The organism is Acinetobacter sp. NBRC 100985 (genome assembly GCF_000241225.1).
Classification (GTDB): domain Bacteria; phylum Pseudomonadota; class Gammaproteobacteria; order Pseudomonadales; family Moraxellaceae; genus Acinetobacter; species Acinetobacter venetianus.
In genome coordinates this window covers 1-22,986 of the sequence record NZ_BAEB01000006.1, presented here as the reverse complement: position 1 = coordinate 22,986, position 22,986 = coordinate 1, and the positions used below count along the sequence as shown (strand labels likewise).

Annotated in this window: 30 protein-coding genes; 14 read left to right on the top strand and 16 right to left on the bottom strand. The window is 38.5% G+C overall.

The features are described from left to right. Window positions 1-19 precede the first annotated feature (19 nt). On the bottom strand, window positions 20-754 hold the full coding sequence (locus ACT4_RS02000) for a Bax inhibitor-1/YccA family protein (protein WP_007479384.1): 735 nt from the start codon (window positions 752-754) through the stop codon (window positions 20-22). Between the two features lie 132 nt (window positions 755-886). After that, on the bottom strand, window positions 887-1,450 hold the full coding sequence (gene orn / locus ACT4_RS01995) for an oligoribonuclease (protein WP_007479382.1): 564 nt from the start codon (window positions 1,448-1,450) through the stop codon (window positions 887-889). A gap of 124 nt (window positions 1,451-1,574) precedes the next feature. Here orn and rsgA point away from each other — a divergent pair, with 124 nt between their 5' ends. From rsgA to secB, 4 genes are all read left to right on the top strand, one after another. Beyond that, window positions 1,575-2,633 carry a ribosome small subunit-dependent GTPase A gene (gene rsgA / locus ACT4_RS01990; protein WP_004881637.1) on the top strand — a complete coding sequence of 353 codons (1,059 nt, stop codon included), beginning with the start codon at window positions 1,575-1,577 and terminating at the stop codon, window positions 2,631-2,633. Between the two features lie 94 nt (window positions 2,634-2,727). After that, the gene (locus tag ACT4_RS01985) at window positions 2,728-3,144 is read left to right on the top strand and encodes a rhodanese-like domain-containing protein (protein WP_004881636.1); all 417 of its coding nucleotides are present in this window, start codon (window positions 2,728-2,730) and stop codon (window positions 3,142-3,144) included. 11 nt (window positions 3,145-3,155) lie between these two features. Then, complete coding sequence (gene grxC / locus ACT4_RS01980; RefSeq protein ID WP_004774456.1) at window positions 3,156-3,416, top strand: glutaredoxin 3; 261 nt, start codon at window positions 3,156-3,158, stop codon at window positions 3,414-3,416. A 27-nt stretch (window positions 3,417-3,443) separates the two neighbouring features. After that, complete coding sequence (secB, locus tag ACT4_RS01975; protein WP_004655889.1) at window positions 3,444-3,902, top strand: protein-export chaperone SecB; 459 nt, start codon at window positions 3,444-3,446, stop codon at window positions 3,900-3,902. Window positions 3,903-3,954: 52 nt separating this feature from the next. Here secB and ACT4_RS01970 read toward each other — a convergent pair whose 3' ends face one another. From ACT4_RS01970 to coaBC, 6 genes are all read right to left on the bottom strand, one after another. Then, entirely contained in the window at window positions 3,955-4,563 is a 609-nt protein-coding gene (locus ACT4_RS01970) for an alpha-ketoglutarate-dependent dioxygenase AlkB (RefSeq protein ID WP_007479369.1), read from the bottom strand. Continuing rightward, window positions 4,550-4,795, bottom strand: a complete 246-nt coding sequence (locus tag ACT4_RS01965; protein ID WP_007479367.1) for an Ada metal-binding domain-containing protein — start codon at window positions 4,793-4,795, stop codon at window positions 4,550-4,552. Before ACT4_RS01965 ends, ACT4_RS01970 begins: the two co-directional genes overlap by 14 nt. Window positions 4,796-4,799: 4 nt before the next feature. Further along, on the bottom strand, window positions 4,800-5,537 hold the full coding sequence (locus ACT4_RS01960) for a 2OG-Fe(II) oxygenase (protein ID WP_007479365.1): 738 nt from the start codon (window positions 5,535-5,537) through the stop codon (window positions 4,800-4,802). Continuing rightward, window positions 5,524-6,366, bottom strand: coding sequence for a methylated-DNA--[protein]-cysteine S-methyltransferase (locus ACT4_RS01955; protein ID WP_007479363.1), 843 nt, complete (start codon window positions 6,364-6,366; stop codon window positions 5,524-5,526). The genes ACT4_RS01960 and ACT4_RS01955 overlap by 14 nt, the downstream gene beginning before the upstream one ends. Before the next feature lie 165 nt (window positions 6,367-6,531). Further along, complete coding sequence (locus ACT4_RS01950) at window positions 6,532-6,909, bottom strand: cytochrome b562 (RefSeq protein ID WP_007479362.1); 378 nt, start codon at window positions 6,907-6,909, stop codon at window positions 6,532-6,534. 148 nt (window positions 6,910-7,057) lie between these two features. Beyond that, window positions 7,058-8,311 (bottom strand): bifunctional phosphopantothenoylcysteine decarboxylase/phosphopantothenate--cysteine ligase CoaBC, encoded by a 1,254-nt coding sequence (gene coaBC, locus ACT4_RS01945; protein ID WP_007479361.1) that lies wholly within the window; start codon window positions 8,309-8,311, stop codon window positions 7,058-7,060. Between the two features lie 437 nt (window positions 8,312-8,748). Here coaBC and radC point away from each other — a divergent pair, with 437 nt between their 5' ends. Together radC and ACT4_RS01935 are read left to right on the top strand one after the other, a co-directional pair. Continuing rightward, window positions 8,749-9,489: a DNA repair protein RadC gene (radC, locus tag ACT4_RS01940; protein WP_007479360.1), complete on the top strand. Its 741-nt coding sequence runs from the start codon at window positions 8,749-8,751 to the stop codon at window positions 9,487-9,489. 38 nt (window positions 9,490-9,527) lie between these two features. Further along, window positions 9,528-10,439 carry a bestrophin family protein gene (locus ACT4_RS01935; RefSeq protein WP_004881618.1) on the top strand — a complete coding sequence of 304 codons (912 nt, stop codon included), beginning with the start codon at window positions 9,528-9,530 and terminating at the stop codon, window positions 10,437-10,439. A gap of 15 nt (window positions 10,440-10,454) precedes the next feature. On the opposite strand, the gene ACT4_RS01930 is transcribed toward ACT4_RS01935, so the two are convergent. Together ACT4_RS01930 and ACT4_RS01925 are read right to left on the bottom strand one after the other, a co-directional pair. Further along, window positions 10,455-11,297, bottom strand: a complete 843-nt coding sequence (locus ACT4_RS01930; protein WP_007479358.1) for a hypothetical protein — start codon at window positions 11,295-11,297, stop codon at window positions 10,455-10,457. Between the two features lie 8 nt (window positions 11,298-11,305). Further along, window positions 11,306-12,169: a PHP domain-containing protein gene (locus tag ACT4_RS01925; RefSeq protein WP_007479357.1), complete on the bottom strand. Its 864-nt coding sequence runs from the start codon at window positions 12,167-12,169 to the stop codon at window positions 11,306-11,308. A gap of 45 nt (window positions 12,170-12,214) precedes the next feature. On the opposite strand from ACT4_RS01925, the gene ACT4_RS01920 reads away from it, so the two are divergent. The 4 genes from ACT4_RS01920 to mnmC are packed head-to-tail and all read left to right on the top strand — an operon-like array spanning window position 12,215 to window position 15,538. Continuing rightward, window positions 12,215-12,826: a septation protein IspZ gene (locus ACT4_RS01920; protein ID WP_007479356.1), complete on the top strand. Its 612-nt coding sequence runs from the start codon at window positions 12,215-12,217 to the stop codon at window positions 12,824-12,826. Between the two features lie 24 nt (window positions 12,827-12,850). Continuing rightward, complete coding sequence (locus ACT4_RS01915; protein WP_007479355.1) at window positions 12,851-13,153, top strand: YciI family protein; 303 nt, start codon at window positions 12,851-12,853, stop codon at window positions 13,151-13,153. Window positions 13,154-13,156: 3 nt separating this feature from the next. Further along, entirely contained in the window at window positions 13,157-13,618 is a 462-nt protein-coding gene (locus ACT4_RS01910) for a hypothetical protein (protein WP_007479354.1), read from the top strand. Between the two features lie 18 nt (window positions 13,619-13,636). Next, on the top strand, window positions 13,637-15,538 hold the full coding sequence (gene mnmC / locus ACT4_RS01905) for an FAD-dependent 5-carboxymethylaminomethyl-2-thiouridine(34) oxidoreductase MnmC (protein WP_007479353.1): 1,902 nt from the start codon (window positions 13,637-13,639) through the stop codon (window positions 15,536-15,538). 78 nt (window positions 15,539-15,616) lie between these two features. Here the strand turns inward: mnmC and ACT4_RS01900 are convergent, their stop codons facing one another. Then, on the bottom strand, window positions 15,617-15,931 hold the full coding sequence (locus ACT4_RS01900; RefSeq protein ID WP_007479352.1) for a rhodanese-like domain-containing protein: 315 nt from the start codon (window positions 15,929-15,931) through the stop codon (window positions 15,617-15,619). Between the two features lie 90 nt (window positions 15,932-16,021). On the opposite strand from ACT4_RS01900, the gene ACT4_RS01895 reads away from it, so the two are divergent. The 3 genes from ACT4_RS01895 (at window position 16,022) to ACT4_RS01885 (ending at window position 17,590) form a co-directional block, all read left to right on the top strand. After that, window positions 16,022-16,510, top strand: a complete 489-nt coding sequence (locus ACT4_RS01895) for a YajQ family cyclic di-GMP-binding protein (protein WP_004881601.1) — start codon at window positions 16,022-16,024, stop codon at window positions 16,508-16,510. A gap of 14 nt (window positions 16,511-16,524) precedes the next feature. Then, the gene (locus ACT4_RS01890; RefSeq protein WP_007479351.1) at window positions 16,525-17,025 is read left to right on the top strand and encodes a DUF4442 domain-containing protein; all 501 of its coding nucleotides are present in this window, start codon (window positions 16,525-16,527) and stop codon (window positions 17,023-17,025) included. Between the two features lie 67 nt (window positions 17,026-17,092). Then, entirely contained in the window at window positions 17,093-17,590 is a 498-nt protein-coding gene (locus ACT4_RS01885) for an ester cyclase (protein ID WP_007479350.1), read from the top strand. Between the two features lie 52 nt (window positions 17,591-17,642). On the opposite strand, the gene ACT4_RS01880 is transcribed toward ACT4_RS01885, so the two are convergent. From ACT4_RS01880 to ACT4_RS01865, 4 genes are all read right to left on the bottom strand, one after another. Continuing rightward, window positions 17,643-18,122, bottom strand: coding sequence for a GAF domain-containing protein (locus ACT4_RS01880; RefSeq protein ID WP_007479349.1), 480 nt, complete (start codon window positions 18,120-18,122; stop codon window positions 17,643-17,645). A gap of 79 nt (window positions 18,123-18,201) precedes the next feature. Then, window positions 18,202-18,621 carry an acyl-CoA thioesterase gene (locus ACT4_RS01875; protein WP_007479348.1) on the bottom strand — a complete coding sequence of 140 codons (420 nt, stop codon included), beginning with the start codon at window positions 18,619-18,621 and terminating at the stop codon, window positions 18,202-18,204. A 1-nt stretch (window position 18,622) separates the two neighbouring features. Next, window positions 18,623-19,060, bottom strand: a complete 438-nt coding sequence (trxC, locus tag ACT4_RS01870; RefSeq protein WP_004881592.1) for a thioredoxin TrxC — start codon at window positions 19,058-19,060, stop codon at window positions 18,623-18,625. After that, window positions 19,061-19,957, bottom strand: coding sequence for an alpha/beta hydrolase (locus tag ACT4_RS01865; RefSeq protein ID WP_007479347.1), 897 nt, complete (start codon window positions 19,955-19,957; stop codon window positions 19,061-19,063). A 123-nt stretch (window positions 19,958-20,080) separates the two neighbouring features. Here ACT4_RS01865 and ACT4_RS01860 point away from each other — a divergent pair, with 123 nt between their 5' ends. After that, on the top strand, window positions 20,081-20,416 hold the full coding sequence (locus tag ACT4_RS01860) for a TIGR01244 family sulfur transferase (RefSeq protein ID WP_007479346.1): 336 nt from the start codon (window positions 20,081-20,083) through the stop codon (window positions 20,414-20,416). A gap of 55 nt (window positions 20,417-20,471) precedes the next feature. On the opposite strand, the gene ACT4_RS01855 is transcribed toward ACT4_RS01860, so the two are convergent. After that, window positions 20,472-22,322, bottom strand: a complete 1,851-nt coding sequence (locus ACT4_RS01855; RefSeq protein WP_007479345.1) for a YfaP family protein — start codon at window positions 22,320-22,322, stop codon at window positions 20,472-20,474. Between the last annotated feature and the right edge of the window lie 664 nt (window positions 22,323-22,986).

Below are 22,986 nucleotides of genomic sequence, written 5' to 3'. Positions count from 1 at the left end.
TTTATTTTTAAGCAAAAGCTTAGTCATCACCTTGGATCAGACTCAACAAGCGCATGAATGAGTAATACATCCAAACTAAAGTTGCGAGTAATGCGATACCACATAACCACTCAAAAGATTTTGGTGCACGTTGTGCCGCAGCATTTTCAATCAAATCAAAGTCTAAGATCAGGTTTAATGAAGCGATTACCGCAACAAAAGCAGCAAAGCCGATGCCCAACCAGTTACTTTCAAAAATGTAAGGAATAGTTGAGCCAAAAGCTAAACGTAAAATAATTTGCACCACAAATACCAAAGCAATCGCCAATGTCGCAGAGATCACAATCGATTTAAATTTCTCTGTCGCACGAATCACTTGGAATTTATATAAACCAAATAACACCAATGTCGTAATGAAAGTTGCCAGTAATGCTTGTAATGGCACACCAGGAAACTTCAATTGGAAAATAAAGGAAATGCCACCTAAAAATGCACCTTCAAATAAAGCATAAGGAATCGCTAAAGCAGGTGCAGTATTTGATTTAAATGTGGTAATTAAAGCCAGAACAAAACTACCAATTGCGCCAACGATTGCAGCGGCATAAGCAATAGAAAGATTTGCAGTCATCGCACAATAGAAAAATAATGCGATGCCTAAACCCGCAGCAATCACGGTTAAAAGGACGGATTTTTGAATCGCCCCTTGGATCGTCATTGGTTCAGCTAAATCACTATAGGTTTCTACCCGAGTTAAAATTGGATTATTACTTTGCATGTATGCTCTCTTTTTATATTTCGCAATAAAACGCTGAGTTTAAGCGATTTTTTAACCAAGCCCAATATTTTTTTACATTCAATAAAAAAGGAGCATCCGCTCCTTTAATTATCAAACAATTAACTTGCTCGATTAGTTTTTGTCGTGATTCATAATAAAGAAATATTCACGATAATATTTTAACTCTGCAATCGAATCACGAATATCATCCATCGCTAAATGCGAGGCATTTTTCTTCAGACCACTCATAATTTCTGGTCTCCAGCGTTTTGCTAACTCTTTTACAGAAGACACATCTAAATTACGGTAATGGAAAAATTGTTCCAACTCAGGCATTAAACGATGCAAGAAACGGCGATCTTGGCAAATCGAGTTACCACACATTGGTGATGATTTTGGATTGACCCATTTTTTTAAGAACTCAAGCGTTTGCTGCTCTGCATCTAGTGCAGATAACTTACTACGGCGTACACGTTCAATCAGACCAGATTGACCATGTTGCTTGGTATTCCACTCATCCATTGCATTTAGAATCAAATCTGATTGATGAACAGCAAGAACAGGACCTTCAGCTAAAATATTAAGATTGTCATCTGTAATAATTGTTGCAATTTCAATAATCTTGTCATTATCGGTATCAAGACCTGTCATTTCTAGGTCGATCCAAATTAATCGTGTATCTGGGGTGCTGCTCATAAATGGCGATTCTAAAGTGCTTAAAAACATCAATAGTAGCAAATTAATTACATCTTGGCTGTAATTCTATAGCGGCTTCGTGCTATTTTTGCGGTCTTCAAAGTGTGGATTTTTTGGGATATGAATGGCTTTAATTCGTAAGCGTCGTTTAACCGAACAGCAGCAACGTCGTATTGAAAAACAGCATAAATCGCGTCAAGACGACATTGATACATCGCAGGATTTGGATGGACTGGTTGTTCAACATTATGGTCGTCAACTCGAAGTACAAGCTTTATCTGTGCCTGAGCAGCACCCCGAAAAACCACAAGTCGCTGATGGTGAACCAGAACCGTTCTGGAAACCGATTGAATTAGACAGTGTTTGGCGCTGTCACACCCGTACTAACTTAGAATTATTGGTCACAGGTGATCGAGTAAAATGGCAAGCTGATCCGAATACAGGTCTGGGTATCATTACCGCGATCTATCCACGAAAGTCATTGCTGACTCGTCCAGACCGTTATCATAAAGTTAAACCAGTTGCCGCAAACATCAGTCTGATCGTGATTGTATTCGCGCCTTTACCAGAACCAGCACCGACATTGATTGATCGCTATCTCGTTGCATGTGCTGACGCAAATATTCCAGCCCTACTGGTGTTGAATAAGTCAGACTTGCTCACTGAAAATGATCCGATTCTGACCCTACTCAGTGAATATGAAGCATTGGGTTATGAAACTTTGGTTTGTCATTCACGCGGTGATTTGTCTGCGCTTGCAGCACGCTTGGATAATGAAACTGTTGCTTTCGTTGGGCAGTCAGGCGTAGGCAAAAGCTCGCTGATCAATACCATCGTTCCTGATGCAGCACAGAAAACCAATGTCATTTCAGAGAACTCTGCACTTGGGCAACATACCACGACTTCAACACGTTTGATTAAATTTGGAACAAACGGTGCATTGATCGATTCACCTGGAATCCGTGAATTTGGACTCTGGCATCTTAGTTTAGAAAAGGTACGTACAGGTTTTCCTGAGATTGAAGCACATCTTGGACTATGTCAGTACCGTAACTGCACCCATACGCATGAAAAAAATTGTGCGTTGAAACAAGCGGTTGATGCTGGTGAAATTTTACCGCGTCGTTTAGACAGTTATTTACGTCTTATTGATGAAATTCAAGAAGCTCAACAAAAAAGTTAACTTTCTTGGTGCTTCGCCCTTGAACTAACATTTTTGATCACCATTGAGATAAGTTATACTCAGGATCAATTTTGATTTTAACTTTAGGTGACTTGTGGAACGCTGGTTAGAGTTTATGGGGAATCACCCCTTCTTATTTGGTACGCTTGCCGTATTAATCGTGTTGTTCTTTATTTTAGAAGGGCAACGCAATGGTCGTAAAATCTCGCCGCAATCTCTAGGTATTTTGGTCAAAGCAAAAAATGCAATGTTGATCGATCTACGTGATGGAAAAGATTTCCGCGATGGTCACATCAGCGGTAGCCGCAACATTCCATACAGCCAAATCACAAGTCATATTGATGAATTAAAAGCAAGTGATCGTCCATTGGTCTTTATTTGTAACTTAGGGCAAGTTGCTGGTTCAGCATTGCAGAAAGTCGGTCATAGCGATAGTTATCGTTTAGACGGCGGTATCAGCAACTGGAAAGCACAAGGCTTACCCCTCGTTAAAAGCAAAGCAAAAGCTTAAGGAGCAATAAGATGACAACTCCAAACGTCACAATTTATTCAACACTGTCTTGCCCATACTGTGTACGTGCAAAACAATTACTTGAGCGTAAAGGCGTTGCTTTTAAAGAAATCAATCTTTCAAATGAAGCGCCAGAAGTTCGTATTGAGTTAATGCAACGTACCAATCACCGTACAGTGCCTCAAATTTTTATTAAAGATCAATTTATCGGTGGTTTCGATCAACTTTATGCTTTAGAGCGTGAAGGTAAACTCGACCAATTATTAGCTTAACAACACTCCAAGATTTAAGGAAAAACAATGAGCGAAGAACAAGTTCAACCACAACTCGCGTTAGAACGTATTTATACTAAAGACATTTCTTTTGAAGTTCCGGGTGCACAAGTATTTACTAAACAATGGCAACCAGAACTCAATATCAATTTATCTTCTGCGGCGGAAAAAATTGATCCAACACACTATGAAGTGTCTTTAAAAGTTGTGGTTCAAGCAAATAACGAAAATGAAACTGCGTTCATCGTTGATGTAACTCAATCAGGTATCTTCTTGGTTGATGGCGTTGAAGAAGACCGTCTTCCGTACATCTTAGGTGCTTACTGCCCAAATATCTTGTTCCCATTCTTACGTGAAGCGGTGAACGATTTAGTGACTAAGGGTAGCTTCCCTCAATTATTGCTTACACCAATTAACTTTGATGCTGAATTTGAAGCAAATATGCAACGCTTACAAGCGGATGCTGATGCGCAAGGTCAAGCATAATCGTTATTACGATAGCAACAAAAAAGGACTGAATATCAGTCCTTTTTTTATGTCATTCAACAATGGTTCTAAACGTTAAGTTAATGCGTGCAGTGCTGACTTTCTTCGTAGGCGGCAAGCGATGTAACCAATAACTTTGGGTTGTGTCCTTCATTACTAGTAAGCTGCCGTGTTCCAAATACAGTTCAACTTTTTCTTTGGTTTGCTTATGTTTTAATGCAAATTTTCTTTCTGCCCCAAAGCTTAGCGAAGCGATTGCGCCATTTTTCTTAAGATCAATTTCCCCATCACTATGCCAAGCCATCCCCTCCTCACCTGTATGGTAAAGGTTGAGAAGACATGAATTAAATGTTTCACCTGACAATTGTTCAACTAAAGCTTTAAGTTCTATTAATTCGTCCGTCCAAGCTAAAGCATATTTATTTACATTCGAATAGGTATATTCATAGCCACGATCACCGTACCATGCGACCTTTCTTTTCGTGATGATTTGACGACCAAAAATGACTGCTTGATCATTTTCCCATTCAATACTGCGTAACAACACATCAAAGTAATGATCAGCTTGCTGGGATGATACGACTTTGCCGTAGTAATTTACTGTACCGTCATAAGGTAAATGGTTTTGCTTTGGGTCAGCTTCAATATCAAATAATTGCATTTTTCCATTTCTTATATGCTGTTTTCATACAATGTCCGCAAGGTCGATAACCTTGCATTAAAGCTTCACTTTCATCTGTAAAAAAGACACGATTCGTTTTCATCATGCGCTTACCCGAATGACATGTCAAAGTGCCATAGATTTTCAATTGACGATTTCCAGCAAAACGAATTTCACCGCGTTTTAGTTTCTGTCGTAAATCGCTCTGCTCTAAATCAATATGCTGCCACATCACACTAACTCACAGCATCATGAAAAATAATCCCCAAACTATAACGCTCGCCTTGCAAAACAGTGCTGACACCATGCTTCATATTCACACGATGATAGCCCCGAACTCCTTGTTCAGGTTTAAACTGCGTGGTGAAAATCAGAATGTCACCTTGATTGGGTTGTAACACCATTGCTTTAGACTGAGCACGAGGATTTTGCTGCGTTATTACAAACTCACCACCAATGAAATCCTCATTTTGCTGATTTAAAACAATCACCAATTGCAGTGGGAAATACACATCACCATAAATATCTTGATGTAAGGTATTAAAACCCTCTTGCTGATATTTCAATATCAGTGCTGTTGCTTTGGTTTGTTGATGTTGCTGACATTGTTTCAACAATTCTTCATGTGCTTTTGGAAATGGATCACCTAAACCGAGGACATCAAACCACGCATTTGCGATAGGTACTAAGAAAGGATAAATTTCACGTCGGAGCTGTTGGATTAAATCTGGCAAAGGATAGTTAAAATATTTGTACTCACCTAAGCCAAATCGATAACGCTGCATATTGACTGTTTTACGATATAACGATTCATCTACATACGCATTTCGAAGTGTTTGGCATTGCTGTGCTGAAAACACCTTTTGAATCGTTGCAAAACCATGCTGATGTAGTTGATCACTGATCTGACTCCAATCAGCAGTCCTAATTTTTTCAATCACACTTGCGATCTGAGCAGATTCAAATTGTGGCATGTGCCTGAACCCCTTCCCAACCGATTAATGCGGTCTTACGTGTTGTTCCCCATTCATATCCTCCAAATACCCCCGTAGACTGAATCACACGATGACAGGGAATCAAAAATGCCACAGGATTACGTCCAATTGCCGTGCCCACTGCACGCGCTGCTTTTGGATGATCAATTGCATGTGCTAACTCACCATAGGTCGAAAGTTGCCCCATAGGAATTTTGAGTAAGCTCTGCCAGACCTTGAGTTGAAACGGCGTACCTTTTAAATGCAGTTTAATTTCAGCAAATTGATCTCGATCTTTTTGAAACAGCGTAAGCGCATTTTGCTGAAAAGAATCAGTTTGCTCAGTAAAAGCCGCTTGAGGAAATTGAGCTTTTAAATGTGTCAATGCTTCGTTTGCTTGATCCACAAATGTCAATGCACAAATCCCTTTATCCGTAGAGGCAATCAGAACCTGACCAAACAAAGTTTCTGCAAAATGATAATGAATAGTTAAGTTTTGCCCGCCATTTTTATATTCAGCAGGCGTCATGCCTTCAATTTGAATAAATAAATCATGTAAGCGACTGGTACTTGAAAGCCCCGTCTCAAATGTTACATCCAAGATACTACTTGTATCCTGTTTTAAAATCTTCTTGGCATATTCAATACTGATATATTGCAAAAACTTTTTCGGACTCGTGCCGACCCATTCAGTAAATAGTCTTTGAAAATGTGCTGGACTCAGATGCACATAGGCAGCCACATCATCTAACTGCGGTTGCTGTTGAAAATTCTGTTGAATATAGTCAATTGCTTGAGCAATACGCTCGTAGTGTTGTTGCGAGGACATTTCACCACCTCTCATCATTTCTTATTTTACTGTATCAACTTTAGAATTCAGTGAAAATCCGAATCATGCTGAGTCTACATTTTGATTTTCACGGTATTAAAACAATAAAAAAGCTGCACTCCTTTGAGTACAGCTTCATGATTGAGAGCATCGACTCTCCATCAATTAATGCATGTAATGTTTATGTCCTTGATCACGTAGTTCAGCAATTTTTTTGGCTTGTTTTTTCGCTTCATCTAACTTGCCAGCTTGAACAAGTACTTTCGCTTTATCAATCTCAACAATAATTTGTTCAAACAAAGCAGGTGAGCTAGTGACTTTATCTGTGGTATTTGGAGCCAACTTATATTGTTTTGAATGAGCCGCTGCGGTACGCATATTATTTAATGCAGCTGTCGCAGCTTGTGGATTAGTCGCTTGGTTAAACGCCTTATAATTTTTACCTAAAGTTTTCATATCATCTTCTAAACCAGCAGCCATAACAGTGCTACTAAATGCAAAACATGACAACATAACGGCGGTGGCTAAAGTTTTTTTCATCATTAGGATATCCCTATCAAAACTGTGGCTATGATTGATTGAACATCATGATTTGAACTCAAATGGACGTTCAAATTTTAAATGCTCTATGCGTTGAGCATACATAAAAAATGCAACGATTTCGTTGCATTTTGATAAAAGAACGATTTAATTATTTTTGCAGCAAAGCATCATGAATTGCTTCAACCAGTTGCTGTGAAATCTCTTGTTTCGATGCTTTTTCTAACTCGCGCTTTTCCAAATGGTAAGACTGCGCAAAAAATACAGTCATCGCATTTTCATCAGATGCAAAACCGATATCTGGACGAGAAACATCATTACACGCGATCATGTCTAATTTCTTGGCAACCAGTTTTCCCGCAGCATATTGCTCAACATTTTGTGTTTCAGCAGCAAAACCCACCATGAATGGACGTTCTTGCTGTTGCGCAATCGTTGCGACAATATCGGGATTCTTCACCAATGAAACTGCAAGCTCATCCCCTGCTTTTTTGATTTTATGCTCAGCCACTTCGGCAACACGATAATCGGCTACCGCAGCCGTCGCAATGAAGATGTCACAACCTTGTTTGAGTTGATCCATACTCACATCAAGCATTTGCATTGCAGACTTCACATTGATTCGATCTACACCATTTGGCGTATCCAAACTCACAGGCCCAGCAACTAGAGTGACTTTTGCACCCGCTGCATAACATGCTGCTGCCAAAGAAAAACCCATTTTCCCTGTACTGTGATTAGAAATATATCGAACAGGGTCAATTGCTTCACGCGTTGGGCCAGCCGTAATGGTCACACGTTTACCCGCCAACAAACCAAATTTCTCTGCAATCGCACGTTGTGCTTTGTGGAAATAAGCAGCAACTTGACGCGCAATATCTTCAGGTTCAGGCATACGACCTAAACCCACATCACCACATGCTTGCTCACCTGCATCAGGCATGATGACATGCACACCATCCTCAACAAGTGTTTGTAAATTACGTTGTGTTGCTTTAGCTGCCCACATTTGCTGATTCATGGCAGGTGCAACCCACACAGGCGCTTTGGTCGCAAGATACAAGGTACTTAATAAATCATCCGCCAAACCATTGGCAAATTTTGCAATCGTGTCACAGCTTGCAGGAGCAACTAAAATCAAATCAGCCCAACGCGCTAATTCAATATGCCCCATTCCCGCTTCAGCCTCAGGATCTAGCAATTCTGTATGTACAGGATTTCCAGAAAGTGCTTGGAAAGTTAAAGGCGTAATAAAAGCTTGTGCCCCATGTGTCATGACCACGCGGACATCAAAACCATAATCTTTTAAACGACGAACTAAAATGGCACTTTTATAGGCAGCAATACCACCTGTAACCGCTAATATAATGTTTTTATGGGGAATAACACTTAGATCAAAGCTCACAAACAGTTTACCTTTCTGTTGCAGTGGCGCTCACAATATCATTAAATACCCGCATACCCAAGTAGGGGCTGTTGACATTTCACCTTGCGAGCTTTCAGCTCTCATTGCAACAGAAGACGTTTTTTAGACGATACAAGGCATGTTTTGCGAAATTTAGCCATTCTAAATGAGCAGAACATAACGCAGTAGCGGCAAAAAATGTCTCTGTCCTCGAGCTTCGCCTTGCGCTGCGATCAAAGCAGTGCTTTGCTCTTGCTCAGGGTTATGGCTAAAACTTCCCTAAAATTCGTTATGAAACTTGACAAGGGGGTCGCCATTACCTGCGTTTCATGCCTTGTTTATGTCGTTTTAGCCTATAACGCAATGCATGGATGAAATATCAACAGCCCCTTTATGCTTGGAAAAATCATCACCATAAAAAAATTATGTGAATAAAAATGAATCATCAGATAAAACAATCCATCAAAGCATGGCCAGAACAAGAACGACCAAGAGAACGTTTACTGCTTCAAGGGGCACAGAGTTTGTCGGATGCAGAATTACTTGCGATCTTTCTTCGCTCAGGCTCCAAGCAACACTCCGCTGTCGAACTAGCGCGAATCCTTATTCAACATTTTGGGGGTCTCAATCCTATCTTTGACGCATCACTTGAAGAGTTATCACAATTTAATGGTATTGCTTCAACCAAGTATTCTCAACTCATGGCCGTCAAAGAACTCGGACGACGTTATCTCAATAATTATTTTCATCAACAACGCTTATGCCTGAATACATCAACTTTGGTGCTGGATTATTTACGTTATGAGCTGCAAGGTGAAAAGCAAGAGGTCTTCGCAGTCTTATGTCTCGATGCAGAACTCCGAAAATTGCATTTTAAAAAACTATTTTTTGGATCGCAGCACAGTTGTAGTGTTTCAATTAATCAAACCCTCCGTTATGTATTGCAACAACAAGCAAGTCAAATTGTGATTGCTCACAATCACCCCTATGGAATTGCACAACCATCACCTGAAGATATTTATCTGACCCAACAGCTTAAACAAGCCTGTAAGTTGCTCGAAATACACCTGATTGATCACTTTATTATTTCACCCGATTCACATTTTTCTTTTTCTGAACAACAACTGCTCACACCTATGAAAATCAAGCAATCTGGTCTTGACAAAGCTCAAATCTGACCTGAACATCAACACATAAAATTAACGATTCAAAAAACATGATTGTCCGCGACCAGCCAAGTATTTTTAAAGTTCTATTTTCATGGCGCGGGACGATTTTACCCAAAATTTTGCCGTCTTTAGGCTTTGTCATGTTGATCTCTGCCATCATTGGTGGCGTTGAATATATCAATCTATTTCGCTTTCCAGAAATACCATTGGTTGGATTTACTTTAATTGGTGTTGTTCTTTCAATTTTTCTCGGCTTTAAAAATACAGCCTGCTATGAACGCTGGTGGGAAGCACGAAAATTGTGGGGAATTTTGATCGCGACAGCACGTCATTTTGATCGAGACTGCCGTATTCTCTCGCAAGGTCGACGTGAGCGTATTATTCAACATGTCATTGTTTTTGCAAATGTGTTGCGAGATCGTTTACGCCATCAAACTGTGAATCCAACCGAACTCACTGAAACTAGTGGCTTAAGCCAACAAGCACTGACTCAGCTTTATCAGCAACATAATGCGCCTCAATATACGCTGAGCTTGATTCAATGGGAGTTGCTGCAAGCACTTAAAGAAGGTGAAATCACAGATATCATTTATACGCAAATGAACCAGCACGTTGCGGCATTAAGTGAGATGCAAACAGGCTGTGACCGTATTGCCAATACACCTATTCCTTTTGCATATTCAGTTTTGCTGAATCGCACCGTTTACTTCTTTTGTGTGATGTTACCATTCAGTTTAGGTTCTCTACTCGGTTTAGTGACACCTCTCTTAGTTGGTATTTTAGCTTATACATTCTTAGGCTTAGATGCACTCAGCACTGAAATTGAAGAACCTTTTGGGACGCAGAGTAATGACTTACCTTTAGACGCAATGGTTCGTTCAATTGAAATTGAATTATTGGGTACATTAGGTCGCCCGACACCACCACCAATTCAAGCACAAGATCATAATTTGCTTTAGTGGAACTGTAAAATCTCAGAATATATTAATCTGTATATATTCTAAAAAATCGTCTTCGACAATACTAAACTCCGAAACTATTGCTATATTGGTATTCGTAATAGGGTGATCAACAATCAATCTACTCAAAGAATGAGATTGTCTTAATTTATTAATCACATGTATCTCTAAAGGAATTAAATCGCAAGGTGGAGACATAAATCTTGGTAAAGCTGGTTTTTTTTGATTATCTACCATTTCCTCGCAATGAAAATCACAAATAGATATAACTATTTCCTGTAATTTTTCAGCATCCGCATACCAGTGGTCTATTAGTTGCTTAAAATCACCTGAAATATTTTGAATGATATCGGATTTCTCTTCGACCCAAGATTCATAAAGCCATAAGCAGAAAAGCTCATAATCTAAATGCAAGTTTCTAGTTACATTTTTTAAATTTAAATAAAATAAAAACTGATTTCTTATTTTTTTAGCCAAGCTTTTATTTCCAATTAAAATTGACCAAAGTAATAAGGGTGCAAGCTTGAATAAGCATCGTCGAACATGCTCCAATTGAATGCAAACAGAGTTTTTGTTTTCATTAAATTCAATTTCTTGTGCAACTTCTTTGTACATAAATGATAAATTTAAGAACCTTAGTGCTTCAGGACTAACTCCCCCTGTTTCAATTAAACAAAAACCTTTCATCGCATACTGGCAACTAATCGACTCCATATGCAAAAAAGGAGGTCTTCGAGCTTCTATAATTTCTTTACGAATACTATTTTGATTATCAATAATCATCCCATCTCGATCTTGGTGATTAATTTTTTTATAAGAAGACACCGTTCTATTTATTAATCTTTTAATATCAGTCAAGCTACACCTCACCTAAAACTTTCCCAAATTCCTCTCTGCCCTTCTTTCACTCTTGGTGTTTGACCCAATTTAATCCAAGGCATATTGTCACCATGGAAATCACTACCAATCGACACAGCGAGATCAAATTGCTCAATCATACGATCTACCATTTGCCGTGTTGACGCAGGCTCTATACTTGGAGGCAACTCCACGGCATCCCCACCTAACGATGCAAATAACTCAATCAAATAACGAATGTTGGTCGCAGATAAATCATAACGTGTTGGATGCGCTAACACCGCAAGCCCTTGACTTGCATGGATCACTTCAATGGTTTCTTTAAGCCCAATACCCTCAAACTTTACAAACGCCTTTTTGCCTTCTTTCAAGAAACGATCAAATGCCTGTTGAGGACGACTGACAATATTTTTTTCCACCAGTGTTTTTGCAATGTGAGTACGCGTTACTCGATCAGCATGTCCATCTACTTTAGCCACCACATCTGGATAAATATCAAAACCTATACATTTTTCTAATAATCCACAAATCACTTTTGCACGTTCTGCACGAATCTTTTTTTGATTTTCTAACATCGTTTTGATCGGTGCTTCATCTTGCATATTGAGTGCAACAATATGCACACCATAACTTTTTTTGATATTTGGGCGTGACCACTGACTTGATATTTCTACACCCGAAACGATTTTAATATCAGGTGTTTGAACCTGTTCAAGCACATAACGCTGAGCGCGTTCTAAGCCATCCATAGTATCGTGATCAGTGATCGCCAAAAGATCAATTTTTAGATCAATAGCTGCCTGCACCAATTGTTCTGGTGAAAACGTCCCATCAGAAATGAGGGTATGTGTATGTAAATCGACACCGAACATGGTTTGTATTATGCTATCTGACCTATTTCATCTCCGTACTGTAACATGAAAGCGTTGCTCGACTACCTTCCGCTGATTATCTTCTTTTATTTTTATAAAACCACTGACCCTAAAGATAGTCATCATCCACTATTAGAACTTGTCGGTAGTGCGGGAAATACGGATCAAAACCACATTCTAGTTGCAACCTGTGCATTGCTGATCTCAACTTTGGTGGTTTATGGCTGCTTATTCTTTTTCCAAAAGTTTAAATTGGAAAAAATGCAGTGGTTTATTGTCGTAATGTCGGTCGTTTTTGGTGGAATTACCTTAGTTTTCAGTGATGTCACTTACATCAAGATGAAAGCGGTCATTATCAATGTTGGTATCGGAATAGGTTTCTTAGTTACTCCTTTATTTAATAAAGAGCGAATGCCAATCATCCAAAAGCTATTAGGTTCATTGCTGGAACTCAGTCCACAGGGTTGGATGCGTTTAAACTGGGCATGGTGTGGACAGTTCTTTTTGTTAGCTACTTTACACTTCTTCTTTGGTTTCGTATTTATGCAGGGTAAATATTGGGGTGAATTCACCGCTTTCGGCGATATTATCGTTTCTATCAGTTACCTAGCTGTTATACTATTTTGCTTAAGAAAGCATTTTAAAACCACTGACTAGATCTTGAATCATTGAGCTACTGCTATGCCATATTTTGTGCTGACTTGTACTGATCATGAAGGTACTTTAGAGAAACGTTTAGCGACCCGTCCTCAACATGTAGACCGTCTGCAAAAATTAGATGATGAAGGCCGTTTAATTGCTGCTGGTGCACATCCTAAAGACCCAAATGACCCTCAGGCTGGCTTTCTCGGTAGTACAATTATTGTCGAATTCGATGATCGTGCAGCTCTCGATGCGTGGATTGAGGAAGAGCCATTTTTAAAAGAAGGAATTTACTCACATATTGAAGTAAAACCTTTTAACAAAGCTTTTCCAAAAGGTTGATCTATGCAAATCGCAGTTAAAAGCTTATTTGCTTTATGTTTACTCAGTTCTGCAACATGGGCTGTCGAACCAACAACACCCACTACAACACCAGTTGCATCAGTTAATACGACGCAACCCAAACCTAGTTCGACGACAGCTCCGATCATAAGCAACACCGTTGCTAAACCTTTAACAGCAGAGCAAATTGCTAAAGCGAAACAACAGCAAGAAACCAAAGTTAAAGCATTGATTCAAGATCAAAATAACCGTTTAAAGCAACTTGAACATGCCAATCTTGAAGCCCTCGCACAGAATCAAGAATTACAGTTAAAAAATGATAATTTAACGGTTCAAGTTCAAGTTCTACAAAGTGAACGCAGTGCGCAAATGTTCTTATATGGTGCGATGACCATTGCGGTAGGTGTGATTCTTGGTTTCTTTATTGCGAGTTATGTTTATACCAAACGCCGTCGCCAGTGGTAAAACTCAATATTTTCATCTATGTCACATTCATCAAAACTACAAACAGCTGAACTCGATTGGGAACTCGTCGATGGTATTGAAGTTCCCATTTCAAAACAATTTGGCGATGTTTATTTTTCCAAAGATAACGGTTTACTTGAAACACGCCATGTCTTTCTAAATGGCAATGATCTCAGCGAACGTCTTTCCCAACTCAAAGATTTTAAATACTTCTGTGTAGGTGAAACAGGCTTTGGGACAGGCTTAAATATTCTGACCTTATGGCAGCTTTGGCAACAAATTCGCCCGAACAATCACAGCCATTTGCATGCGATCAGCGTTGAAAAGTTTCCGCTGAGTAAAGCAGACCTTATCCGAGCACTGAATGTTTGGCCAGAACTTAAACCTTTGGCTGACAAACTCATACAACAATATCCTTTGCCGATTGCGGGTTGTCATCGTCTGAGCTTTCCCGAAGAGCGGTTTAGCATTGATCTTTGGCTCGGTGATGCACAAGATATTTTTCCGAGTATTCCGAAAACACAATCTGTAAATGCTTGGTTTCTCGATGGCTTCGCTCCTTCTTGCAATCCAGATATGTGGCAAGAAAATGTACTCAATCATATCGTCCGTTTATCTGACTACGGCACTACTTTTGCCTCTTTTAGTGTTGCAGGTGTGCTTAAGCGTGGATTGAAACAACATGGTGTTCAAATTAATCGTCCGCGTGGTTTCGGGCATAAACGAGAAATGCTGAAAGCTATTTGGTTAGCCCCAACTAGAACTGAAAATACTGATTCAAATGCAATTGTTAGCGATCAAATTTCGTTAGAGGAAATACCAAACAAAACCCAACGTAAAATCGCCATTATAGGCGCAGGAATCGCAGGTTTAACGACTGCATGGGCATTTGCTCAGCGTGGACATCAAGTGACTATCTACGAGCAAAATGAGCCGCTTTCAGGTGCATCAGGTAATCCACTTGCGCTGCTCAATCCCAAACTATGTCCTATTGAACAAGCGCATGAACATCTTATGACGCTGAGTTGGCAACAAGCTTTGAAATTTTATTCAAGTTTTAAAGCGTTTCGCTCGATTCAAGTTCATCAACTCGCTTTAAAAAATGCTGATGAATTGCTTGATTTAGCGGAGCAATATCCAGAAGATGTATTATCAATACATGCAACAGATGAAATCACGCTGCAATCTAAGTTTCCAAGTTTAAACTTACACCATGCGGGCGCTGTTTCTCCACACCAGCTTCGAGATGAAATTTTAAAACATCCGAATATTCAGTTGGTGATTGCTCAAATTTCTGCTGTGAAAGAAATGAACTCACACACTGAGCTTTGGCAAGATCATGTTCATCTTGCAACCACTGATCATACGATTGTCTGCTGCGCCAAAAAAAGTGCTGAGCTTTTCGAAGATTACCCTGTATTAAAACCTATTCGAGGACAAGTCAGTTGGGTTGAAAATGTGGAACAGCCTTTAGCGTTAGATAAAGCCTATAGTTATGGCGGTTACTGTATGCAGCTCAATCCATCTCAATTAATTTTAGGCGCATCATTTTATCCCAATCGAGATGATGCTGAAGTACTCGCCGAAGATCATGTGCATAACTACGAACTTATCCACAGTGTCTTTCCTGATTATGCAGAAAAACTTCCATCCGTAGAAAAATGGCAAGGACGCGCTTCTGTTCGTGCGCAGAGTCTGGACTATTTTCCATTCGTAGGGAAAATGAAAAATCATGAACAGACTTATACTTTTGCAGGTTTAGGATCAAAAGGTTTTTTATTCGCACCATTATGCAGTGAAGTATTAGCAGCATTAGTGCTTGGTGAGCTTTGCCCAATACCACAAACATTGCTAAACAAGTTAAGTCCAGAGAGATTTCAAAAGAAAGTCAAAGCGAAGAAGCCGTATTATTCAGGCTAAATTGTTCTTTTAATTTTTTAATACTTTCATAATTCTTGATTTGCCAAAATACAGATGTATTTTGGCAAATGCTAATGCTTAAGCGCCTTGCTCTAATGGCAAGCCAGCATCACGCGCAGCGCGTGTGCCTCCCATCAATACAACGTATTCACGAGAAGCATCAAAACCATCTAACAATTCCGCAGCACGTGGTGCTTTACTACCTCCGCCACACAGAATATAAATCGGCTGATCCGCTGCAACTTGAGTCAAACTATCCGACGTAATCTCGGCAATTGGGCGATTCACTGCCCCTTTGACATGAGCCTCAGTGTAGGCTTTAGTATCGCGGACATCCCAAATGACTGCGCCTTCTGGGAACTCAAATGTTGTAATTTCTTGTTTACGGATCATTGCGCACTCCTTTGATGTAAACAACACTTGGCAAATGAAGAAAACCCCCTTAGCATCTCAAATATTCTTTCCCTTTGTAAAGGTCTAACCATGCCTTCTTTTGATATTGTTTCTGAATTAGAGTTATTTGAAGTCAATCATGCGGTGCAAAACACGCAAAAAGAGATTGGCACACGCTTTGACTTCCGTGGACAAGACGTTTCGATCGAGTTAAATGAAAAAAATAAAGAAATCAAAATCTCAACTGAAAGTGACTTCCAATGTGAACAAGTCTATACCATGCTCGAAAATCATTTTTATAAGCGTAAAATTGATGTGCAAGCACTTGATCCACAAAAAGCTTCAGCTTCAGGCAAAAATGTTGTTCAAGTAATCAAACTTAAAGATGGTCTTGACTCAGATACTGCAAAAAAAATTAATAAAGCCATTAAAGAAAGTGGCATCAAAGCGCAATCTTCTATTCAAGGAGACAAAATCCGTGTCACAGATAAAAAGCGCGATACTTTACAGCAAGTCATGAACTTTTTACGTGAACAACAATTTGGTCTACCACTCCAATTCAATAATTTCAAAGACTAAGATTTAGGTTCGCTATGGCAAAAGATAACCGTCTTTACACGTTGGTTAAAACCACTTCTAAATTTCCAAAAGGCATTCGTAGCACACTTTGGAGCAAAGCTTTTGGACGTGTTGTTCCAATGGTTGGCACTGCAAATATTCGCTACTTAGAAGTGGATAAAGATCATGTCACTGTTCGTATTGAAAACCAACGCAATATGCAAAACCATATTAAAGGTGTTCATGCAGCAGCAATGGCTTTATTAGCTGAGACAGCAACAGGTTTTTTAACAGGTCTACATATTCCTGATGATCGTATCTTATTGATTAAATCATTACATGTAGACTATTTAAAAGTTGCACAAGGCGGTTTGACGGCTACAGCAACATTATCAGCAGATCAACAAAAGTTCATTGCTGATAATGAAAAAGGCGAGTTATTGATCCCAGTCACTGTCATTGATGATTCAGCGAATGAACCAATTCACTGTCAAATGCTTTGGGCTTGGTTACCTAAACGAAAAAATCATAACTGATCTAAACTACAGTTAGGTCGTTATTATGCTCAAGATACAGAATCATTTTGTATCTTGAGTTGATACCATGAACAAAATACTTGCTGTTCCAACAATTCTAAGCATTCTTACGCTAACGGCTTGTACTAACATGCCTTTATCACATAATTCAAATCAACAAAGCTCTTCCACGCGATCCAATAGCAATCTTGCAGAACAGAATAAAAAAATTGTGATTGATTTTTACGAAGGTGTTTTCTTAAAACATCAAGTTAAAACATATGCTGATCGATATATCGGCGATCAATATATTCAACACAATCCCAATGTCCCTGATGGTAAAGCACCTTTTGTGAATTTCTTTACTCAAAAGTTTCAAAATAACCCTCAAGCAAAAAACACGATCAAACGAGCAATTGCGGAAGGAAATCTAGTCGCACTACATGTCCAATCAATAGAAAACGAGCAAGATCGCGGTAGAGCAATTATTGACATTTTCAGAGTAGAAAATGGGAAAATTGTGGAACATTGGGATGTTATCCAAACGATTCCTGAAAAGAGTCAAAACGCCAATACGATGTTCTAACCAGTAGAGTTAAGAAAGCCCAAACTGAATTGGGCTTTTATGAAAGTCTTATTTACATAAAGTTTTCAATCATAGCAATCAATTGTTTGAGGTATTTAGCATCCACTTCATCAAACTGATTTAATTCACTACTATCAATATCCAGTACACCCAAGCATTCACCATTTTTCATGATCGGCAACACAATCTCTGAACGTGATGCGGAACTACATGCGATATGCCCAGGAAACTGATCTACATCAGGCACAATAATCACTTGCTGTTGCTGCCATGCACTACCACAAACACCACGCCCGATTGCTATACGGGTACAAGCAATCGGCCCTTGAAATGGGCCTAAGACCAACTCATTGTCTTTAACAAGATAAAAACCGATCCAAAACCAATCAAATTGCTGTTTTAAAGCAGCACAAATATTGGCTAAATTTGCGATTACATCTGTTTCATCTTCAATAATTGCCTGAATCTGAGGAATGATACTTTGATATTGCTCAGCTTTTTGACCTTGTTGCAAAATCAACTCTTCAGCCATTGAACCGTCTTCCCTAAAATATGATGGAAATATCAATGTAAATTCAACTAAGAACTCACGTCTTGATTATGATCTAACTTCATGATTGAGATGCTAAAAAGGCCTGCCTAATTTCTTCACTAATTACGCGTTTATTACCCTTTACATCAACAGCAACAAAAGTAAAAACACCCTCTGTGATACGAACTGGTTCTCGAGAGTCATCATGACTAATCCAGACCTCAATCTGAACCTGAACAGATGTGTTGCCTACCTTTAAAATTTTAGTATAGGAACTGATGACATTGCCCACTTTTACAGGAACCAAAAAACTCATCTGATTGATAGCAATCGTCGCACAACGGCCTTTCGTTAAACGCTCAACGTGAATCGCACCTGCCAAATCCATCTGCGATACAATCCAACCACCAAATACATCACCACTCCAATTTGTATCAGCTGGCATCGCAATATTTTGAAGAGATAACGTCCCTTCTGGATGGTTCACACGTTCCGTCATTTTAATTTCCTTTGTGCTGTTGCAGCTGCTGATCTAACCATTGCTGTAATTCAGGTGTACGTAATGCACCACTTACTCGAGCCAATTCATTGGTTTTATTCATTAATACTAGAGTCGGAATACTGCGAACATTAAATGCAGCACTCAATCGAGGATTCGCCTCTGTATCAATTTTTGCAAAAATCACATATGGGTTTTGTTTTGCAACTTGATGGAAATGTGGAGCCATCATTTTACAAGGACCACACCATTCAGCCCATAAATCAATCAAAACAGGTAGATCAGTATTGCTAATAAAATGACTAAAATTTTGCTCGTTTAATTCAATCGGTTCATGTGGCAATAGCGGTTGATGACATTGCCCACAATTAGGATTTACGGCAAGTTTTTCTTCTGGCACACGATTTTTTGCACCACATGATGTACAGACAATAATCATTTACATCACTCCTATATGTTGATGTAAAAATTCTAATTGGGTTGTGACTGCTTTTTCAAACCAAGTCCCATGATAAATATCGAAATGCTTCATATCCCACTCATGATAGCTCACAAAAGGAGCAATATTTGTAGCTGCCTCTCGACTTGAAGCAATAGGAATCAAAGAGTCTTGTTTTGCAGCAATAAATAAGACTGGAATATTAATTTTTCTAACAAATTGAATCGGACGATAACGCATTAAATTAAAGAAAACACGTGCAGGGACTTCACCACTCCAAAAATAATCAGGATTTACAATAGATTGATAACCATAATAGCTATCCGATGTAGGTAAAAAACAGAGTTTATACTGATCGACAACTGGGAGTGTTTTAGGCACTAAGCCCATTTTGGACCCCATATAATCCTGACTTGAACGTTTCAAAGCTTCAGGATAACGTTGTAAGGGATATAATTTTGCAGTTTCAGCACCATCTACATATGGCACTTGAACCATAACCGCCTGAATATTCTTTAAGTCAGTAGCCAAGCTTAGTGCATAGCCACCACTCAAAGAGGTTCCCCAAAGAATAATACGTCGACTATCAATTAATTTACAATTTGATGCATATTGGACAATTGTTTTCCAGTCATCTAATTGAGAGGTTAAAGACACTAATTCGCGTGGTTTACCAGTGCTCCCCCCCCAATAACGATAATCGAATAAGATCACAGCATAACCTGCATGAGCAAACCTTTGTGCATATTGAATGAGCTTAAACTGACGTAATCCAGCAAATCCATGAGCCATAACTATTACAGCTGGCTTTATAGTCGTTTTTGGAAGGTAAAAGTCAGCAGCAATCGTTTCATCACCACTAGGAACATACAAAGGCTCGACGGTATAGGTTTGCATGCGCGCTCCGTTGCGTTATCTTTTTGCTTATCATCGTTTATTTACTATAGACATTTAAACTCAAGATTAAGCTTAATGCTATGATAGAGCATAAAATGTTTTGTTTATTTTTGGAGTGACAAGATGTCAGAGAATGTTGGTTTTGCAGGTCAAATTGGTCCAGAACATGTAGAACAAGTTCTAGAAAAAGGTTTTAAATCTATTATTAATAACCGCCCAGACATGGAAGGTGGTTCAGAACAACCAACGAGTGCTCAAATTGAAGAATCTGCTCGTAGCGCTGGTTTGGATTATGTTTATCAGCCTGTTGTAGCTGGACAAATTACAGAACTCGATGTCCGCACATTTGCAAACCACTATAATGAATTGCCAAAACCAATCCTTATGTTCTGTCGTACAGGCAATCGTTCGAATAATTTATATCAGTTAGCGAAACAGATGGATTTATTGGATGATTAACAATCATGATTGAAATAAAAAACGGCTCGAAAGCCGTTTTTTATTACTAGTAAAATCAGTTTACTACTTCACTTGGAACACAATATGAAGGAGTCTGTTGAGGTCTTTTCAAAGAGATTTCACTATCAAGCCATTGTCTAACAGGAATCACACTAATATTACAATTCGTATCAACTCTTAAAGTAAATACATGCCAATAATTTTTATTAACCATATTCACTGATTCGCCACTATTAGGGACAAATAATTCCGAACCAGTAGGAGTATTTAATTCAACTCGAGTCGGTGAATCTGTTATTCCTGGATTATAAGTACCCGAATAGTTATGAACTACATAATAATAATCACCAACCATCAAACGTCGTATAGTTACAATCTCTGGGCCAAAGCTACTTGTATCATCCACATCTAAATAAGCATATGGTGCTGATGATAAACTACCTTTACTACCATAGTAAACTAATGAACCATTAGGAGCTAAAAGATGTGAGTCAATATCATTTGGTAATGAGCCCCAAGTTAACTTCACCGTCACATTGTTTGATAAATTAGTCATTTCCAAACATGGTGACATAGCGTAACTATTAGCAGCTGTTGTTATCTTATTAGAATTACTAATCGACCTTCCTAATTGTCCAGCAACTACAGCGGTCGAGTTAGCTCGTGCAGAGATTGTGAACTCACCATTACTATTCGTTATCGCAGTTGAATAACCAGAATAATCCACACCTTCTAATGAGATAGGCACACTTTGTAAACGATAACCATTTGCATCAGCCAGACAACCCGTTACCTCTACAGTTTGATATACAGTAGCGGCACTGACTGCACCAAATTGACTGGTACTGCCAGTGTAATATTTTCCATCTGTAGATAAGGTCAAAATATTTGAACCATCTTTTACCCAATAGCCTTCTTCAACATCATATATATATAGCGGTGTTGTAGCAGGCAATGTTGTGCTTCTCGTAACAACTGGAATACTAACAGTAGCTACATTACCAGTTTTTAAAGTTACCTCATTATCTGCGCTATCTACGGCATTAATGATCATAGCTCCAAAACTTTCGATTAATTGTCTCTGTCCACTACTATCAACTGTTGCCAACTCACCAGGTAGTTGATGTATATCTAGTATGGAATTAATTGGAGCAATTCTTATTGAAACATTCCCATTAATAGATTGACTATCGGTACGGGCTAAGCTATTAGCAGAAACATCAACTTTGGCGATGGGATTACTCAAGCTTACACTGGCATTTGTCGAAGGGCTAAAGCTACCAGCTAACTTTAATGGGAGTAATTGAATATTAATATTACTTGGCTGTCCAGTAATCGTATTAACGACAATTGATTGTTGTGCAAAACCTTGACTATTTATGTTGAAAAGGACTTTTTCACTATTCATAATATTACTTAGAGTTACATCACCATTAGCGCCTGTAGTCTTTGTTTCTGTACCAACTTGAATTTGGGTATTAGCTAAGACTGAACCAGTCTCACCATTAAAAACTCGTGCTATTACGGTACTGTTTTCAGCGGATAGAGGAGTTATCCTAATAGTCTGTGTAGCGGTCGTTTGTCCTGCCCCTACAGTAACATCAGCATTAGTCACTTGATAGCCATTTGCGGTTACAGTAGCAGAATGCGTTTTACCACTTTCTAATCTAAATGTAACAATACCTTGTTCATTTGCTATCATCTCTGACTCACCAATTTTAACAATGGCAGCTGGAATCGCAAAACCCGTGACATCTCGTATAGTAATAGTAACTGTTGCTATTTGTGCTACAACTGTACCCTTATTTCCATTTTCCTTCCCATAATATCCATCCCCTCCACAGCTTGCCAATAAAACAGATACAGCAATTGCAGACAACTTTAATATAAGTTGTTTTTTATTCATGACCACTCCTTTATATCCCCATCTAATACCATTATGAAATTAATTTTTTTCATTATAAAAATGGCTTTTATGTAACCATACTATTAATTTTATGTAAACATTTTTTATCTTAATAAAATTAGCGCTAAAGTGAATCAAATCATTTTTCTATCAAAAAATGAGAATTTGATAAAATTTAAATAAAGGTCTTAAGAAGTTAGGTATTTTAACAAGTATGGTAACTCCCTTATACAAAACTAAAAATAGATACTATTCCCGTTCACAAGTTACAGAAGTAAATTTAGATAGGTCATTTGCTTTTTTTGCCTTGGATTTAACTGGCTCAAATACAGTTAAATTTACCCATATTTTGTACGGTTAATTAATACTGCTTATATCAAATTGAGTAAGAAATCCCTGCTCAATGCAAAAAAGTATTTCTTTTCAATGGCACTCGTTATACAAAACATTCTATTCATCAAAAGTAGAAATATATTTATATTAATAGGTTTCTTCTTTCTTTAATAAACATTAATAGATATTGAAAAATAAAAAGATAGTCAAAACTAGCAAGTACTAAATAAAGTTTTTAACTATTACTTTTTGAGTAAGTAAATTATTTACCACAAATTGGAAATAAAAATTAATTGGTAATATGCAATCATATAATTAAAATAAATATACC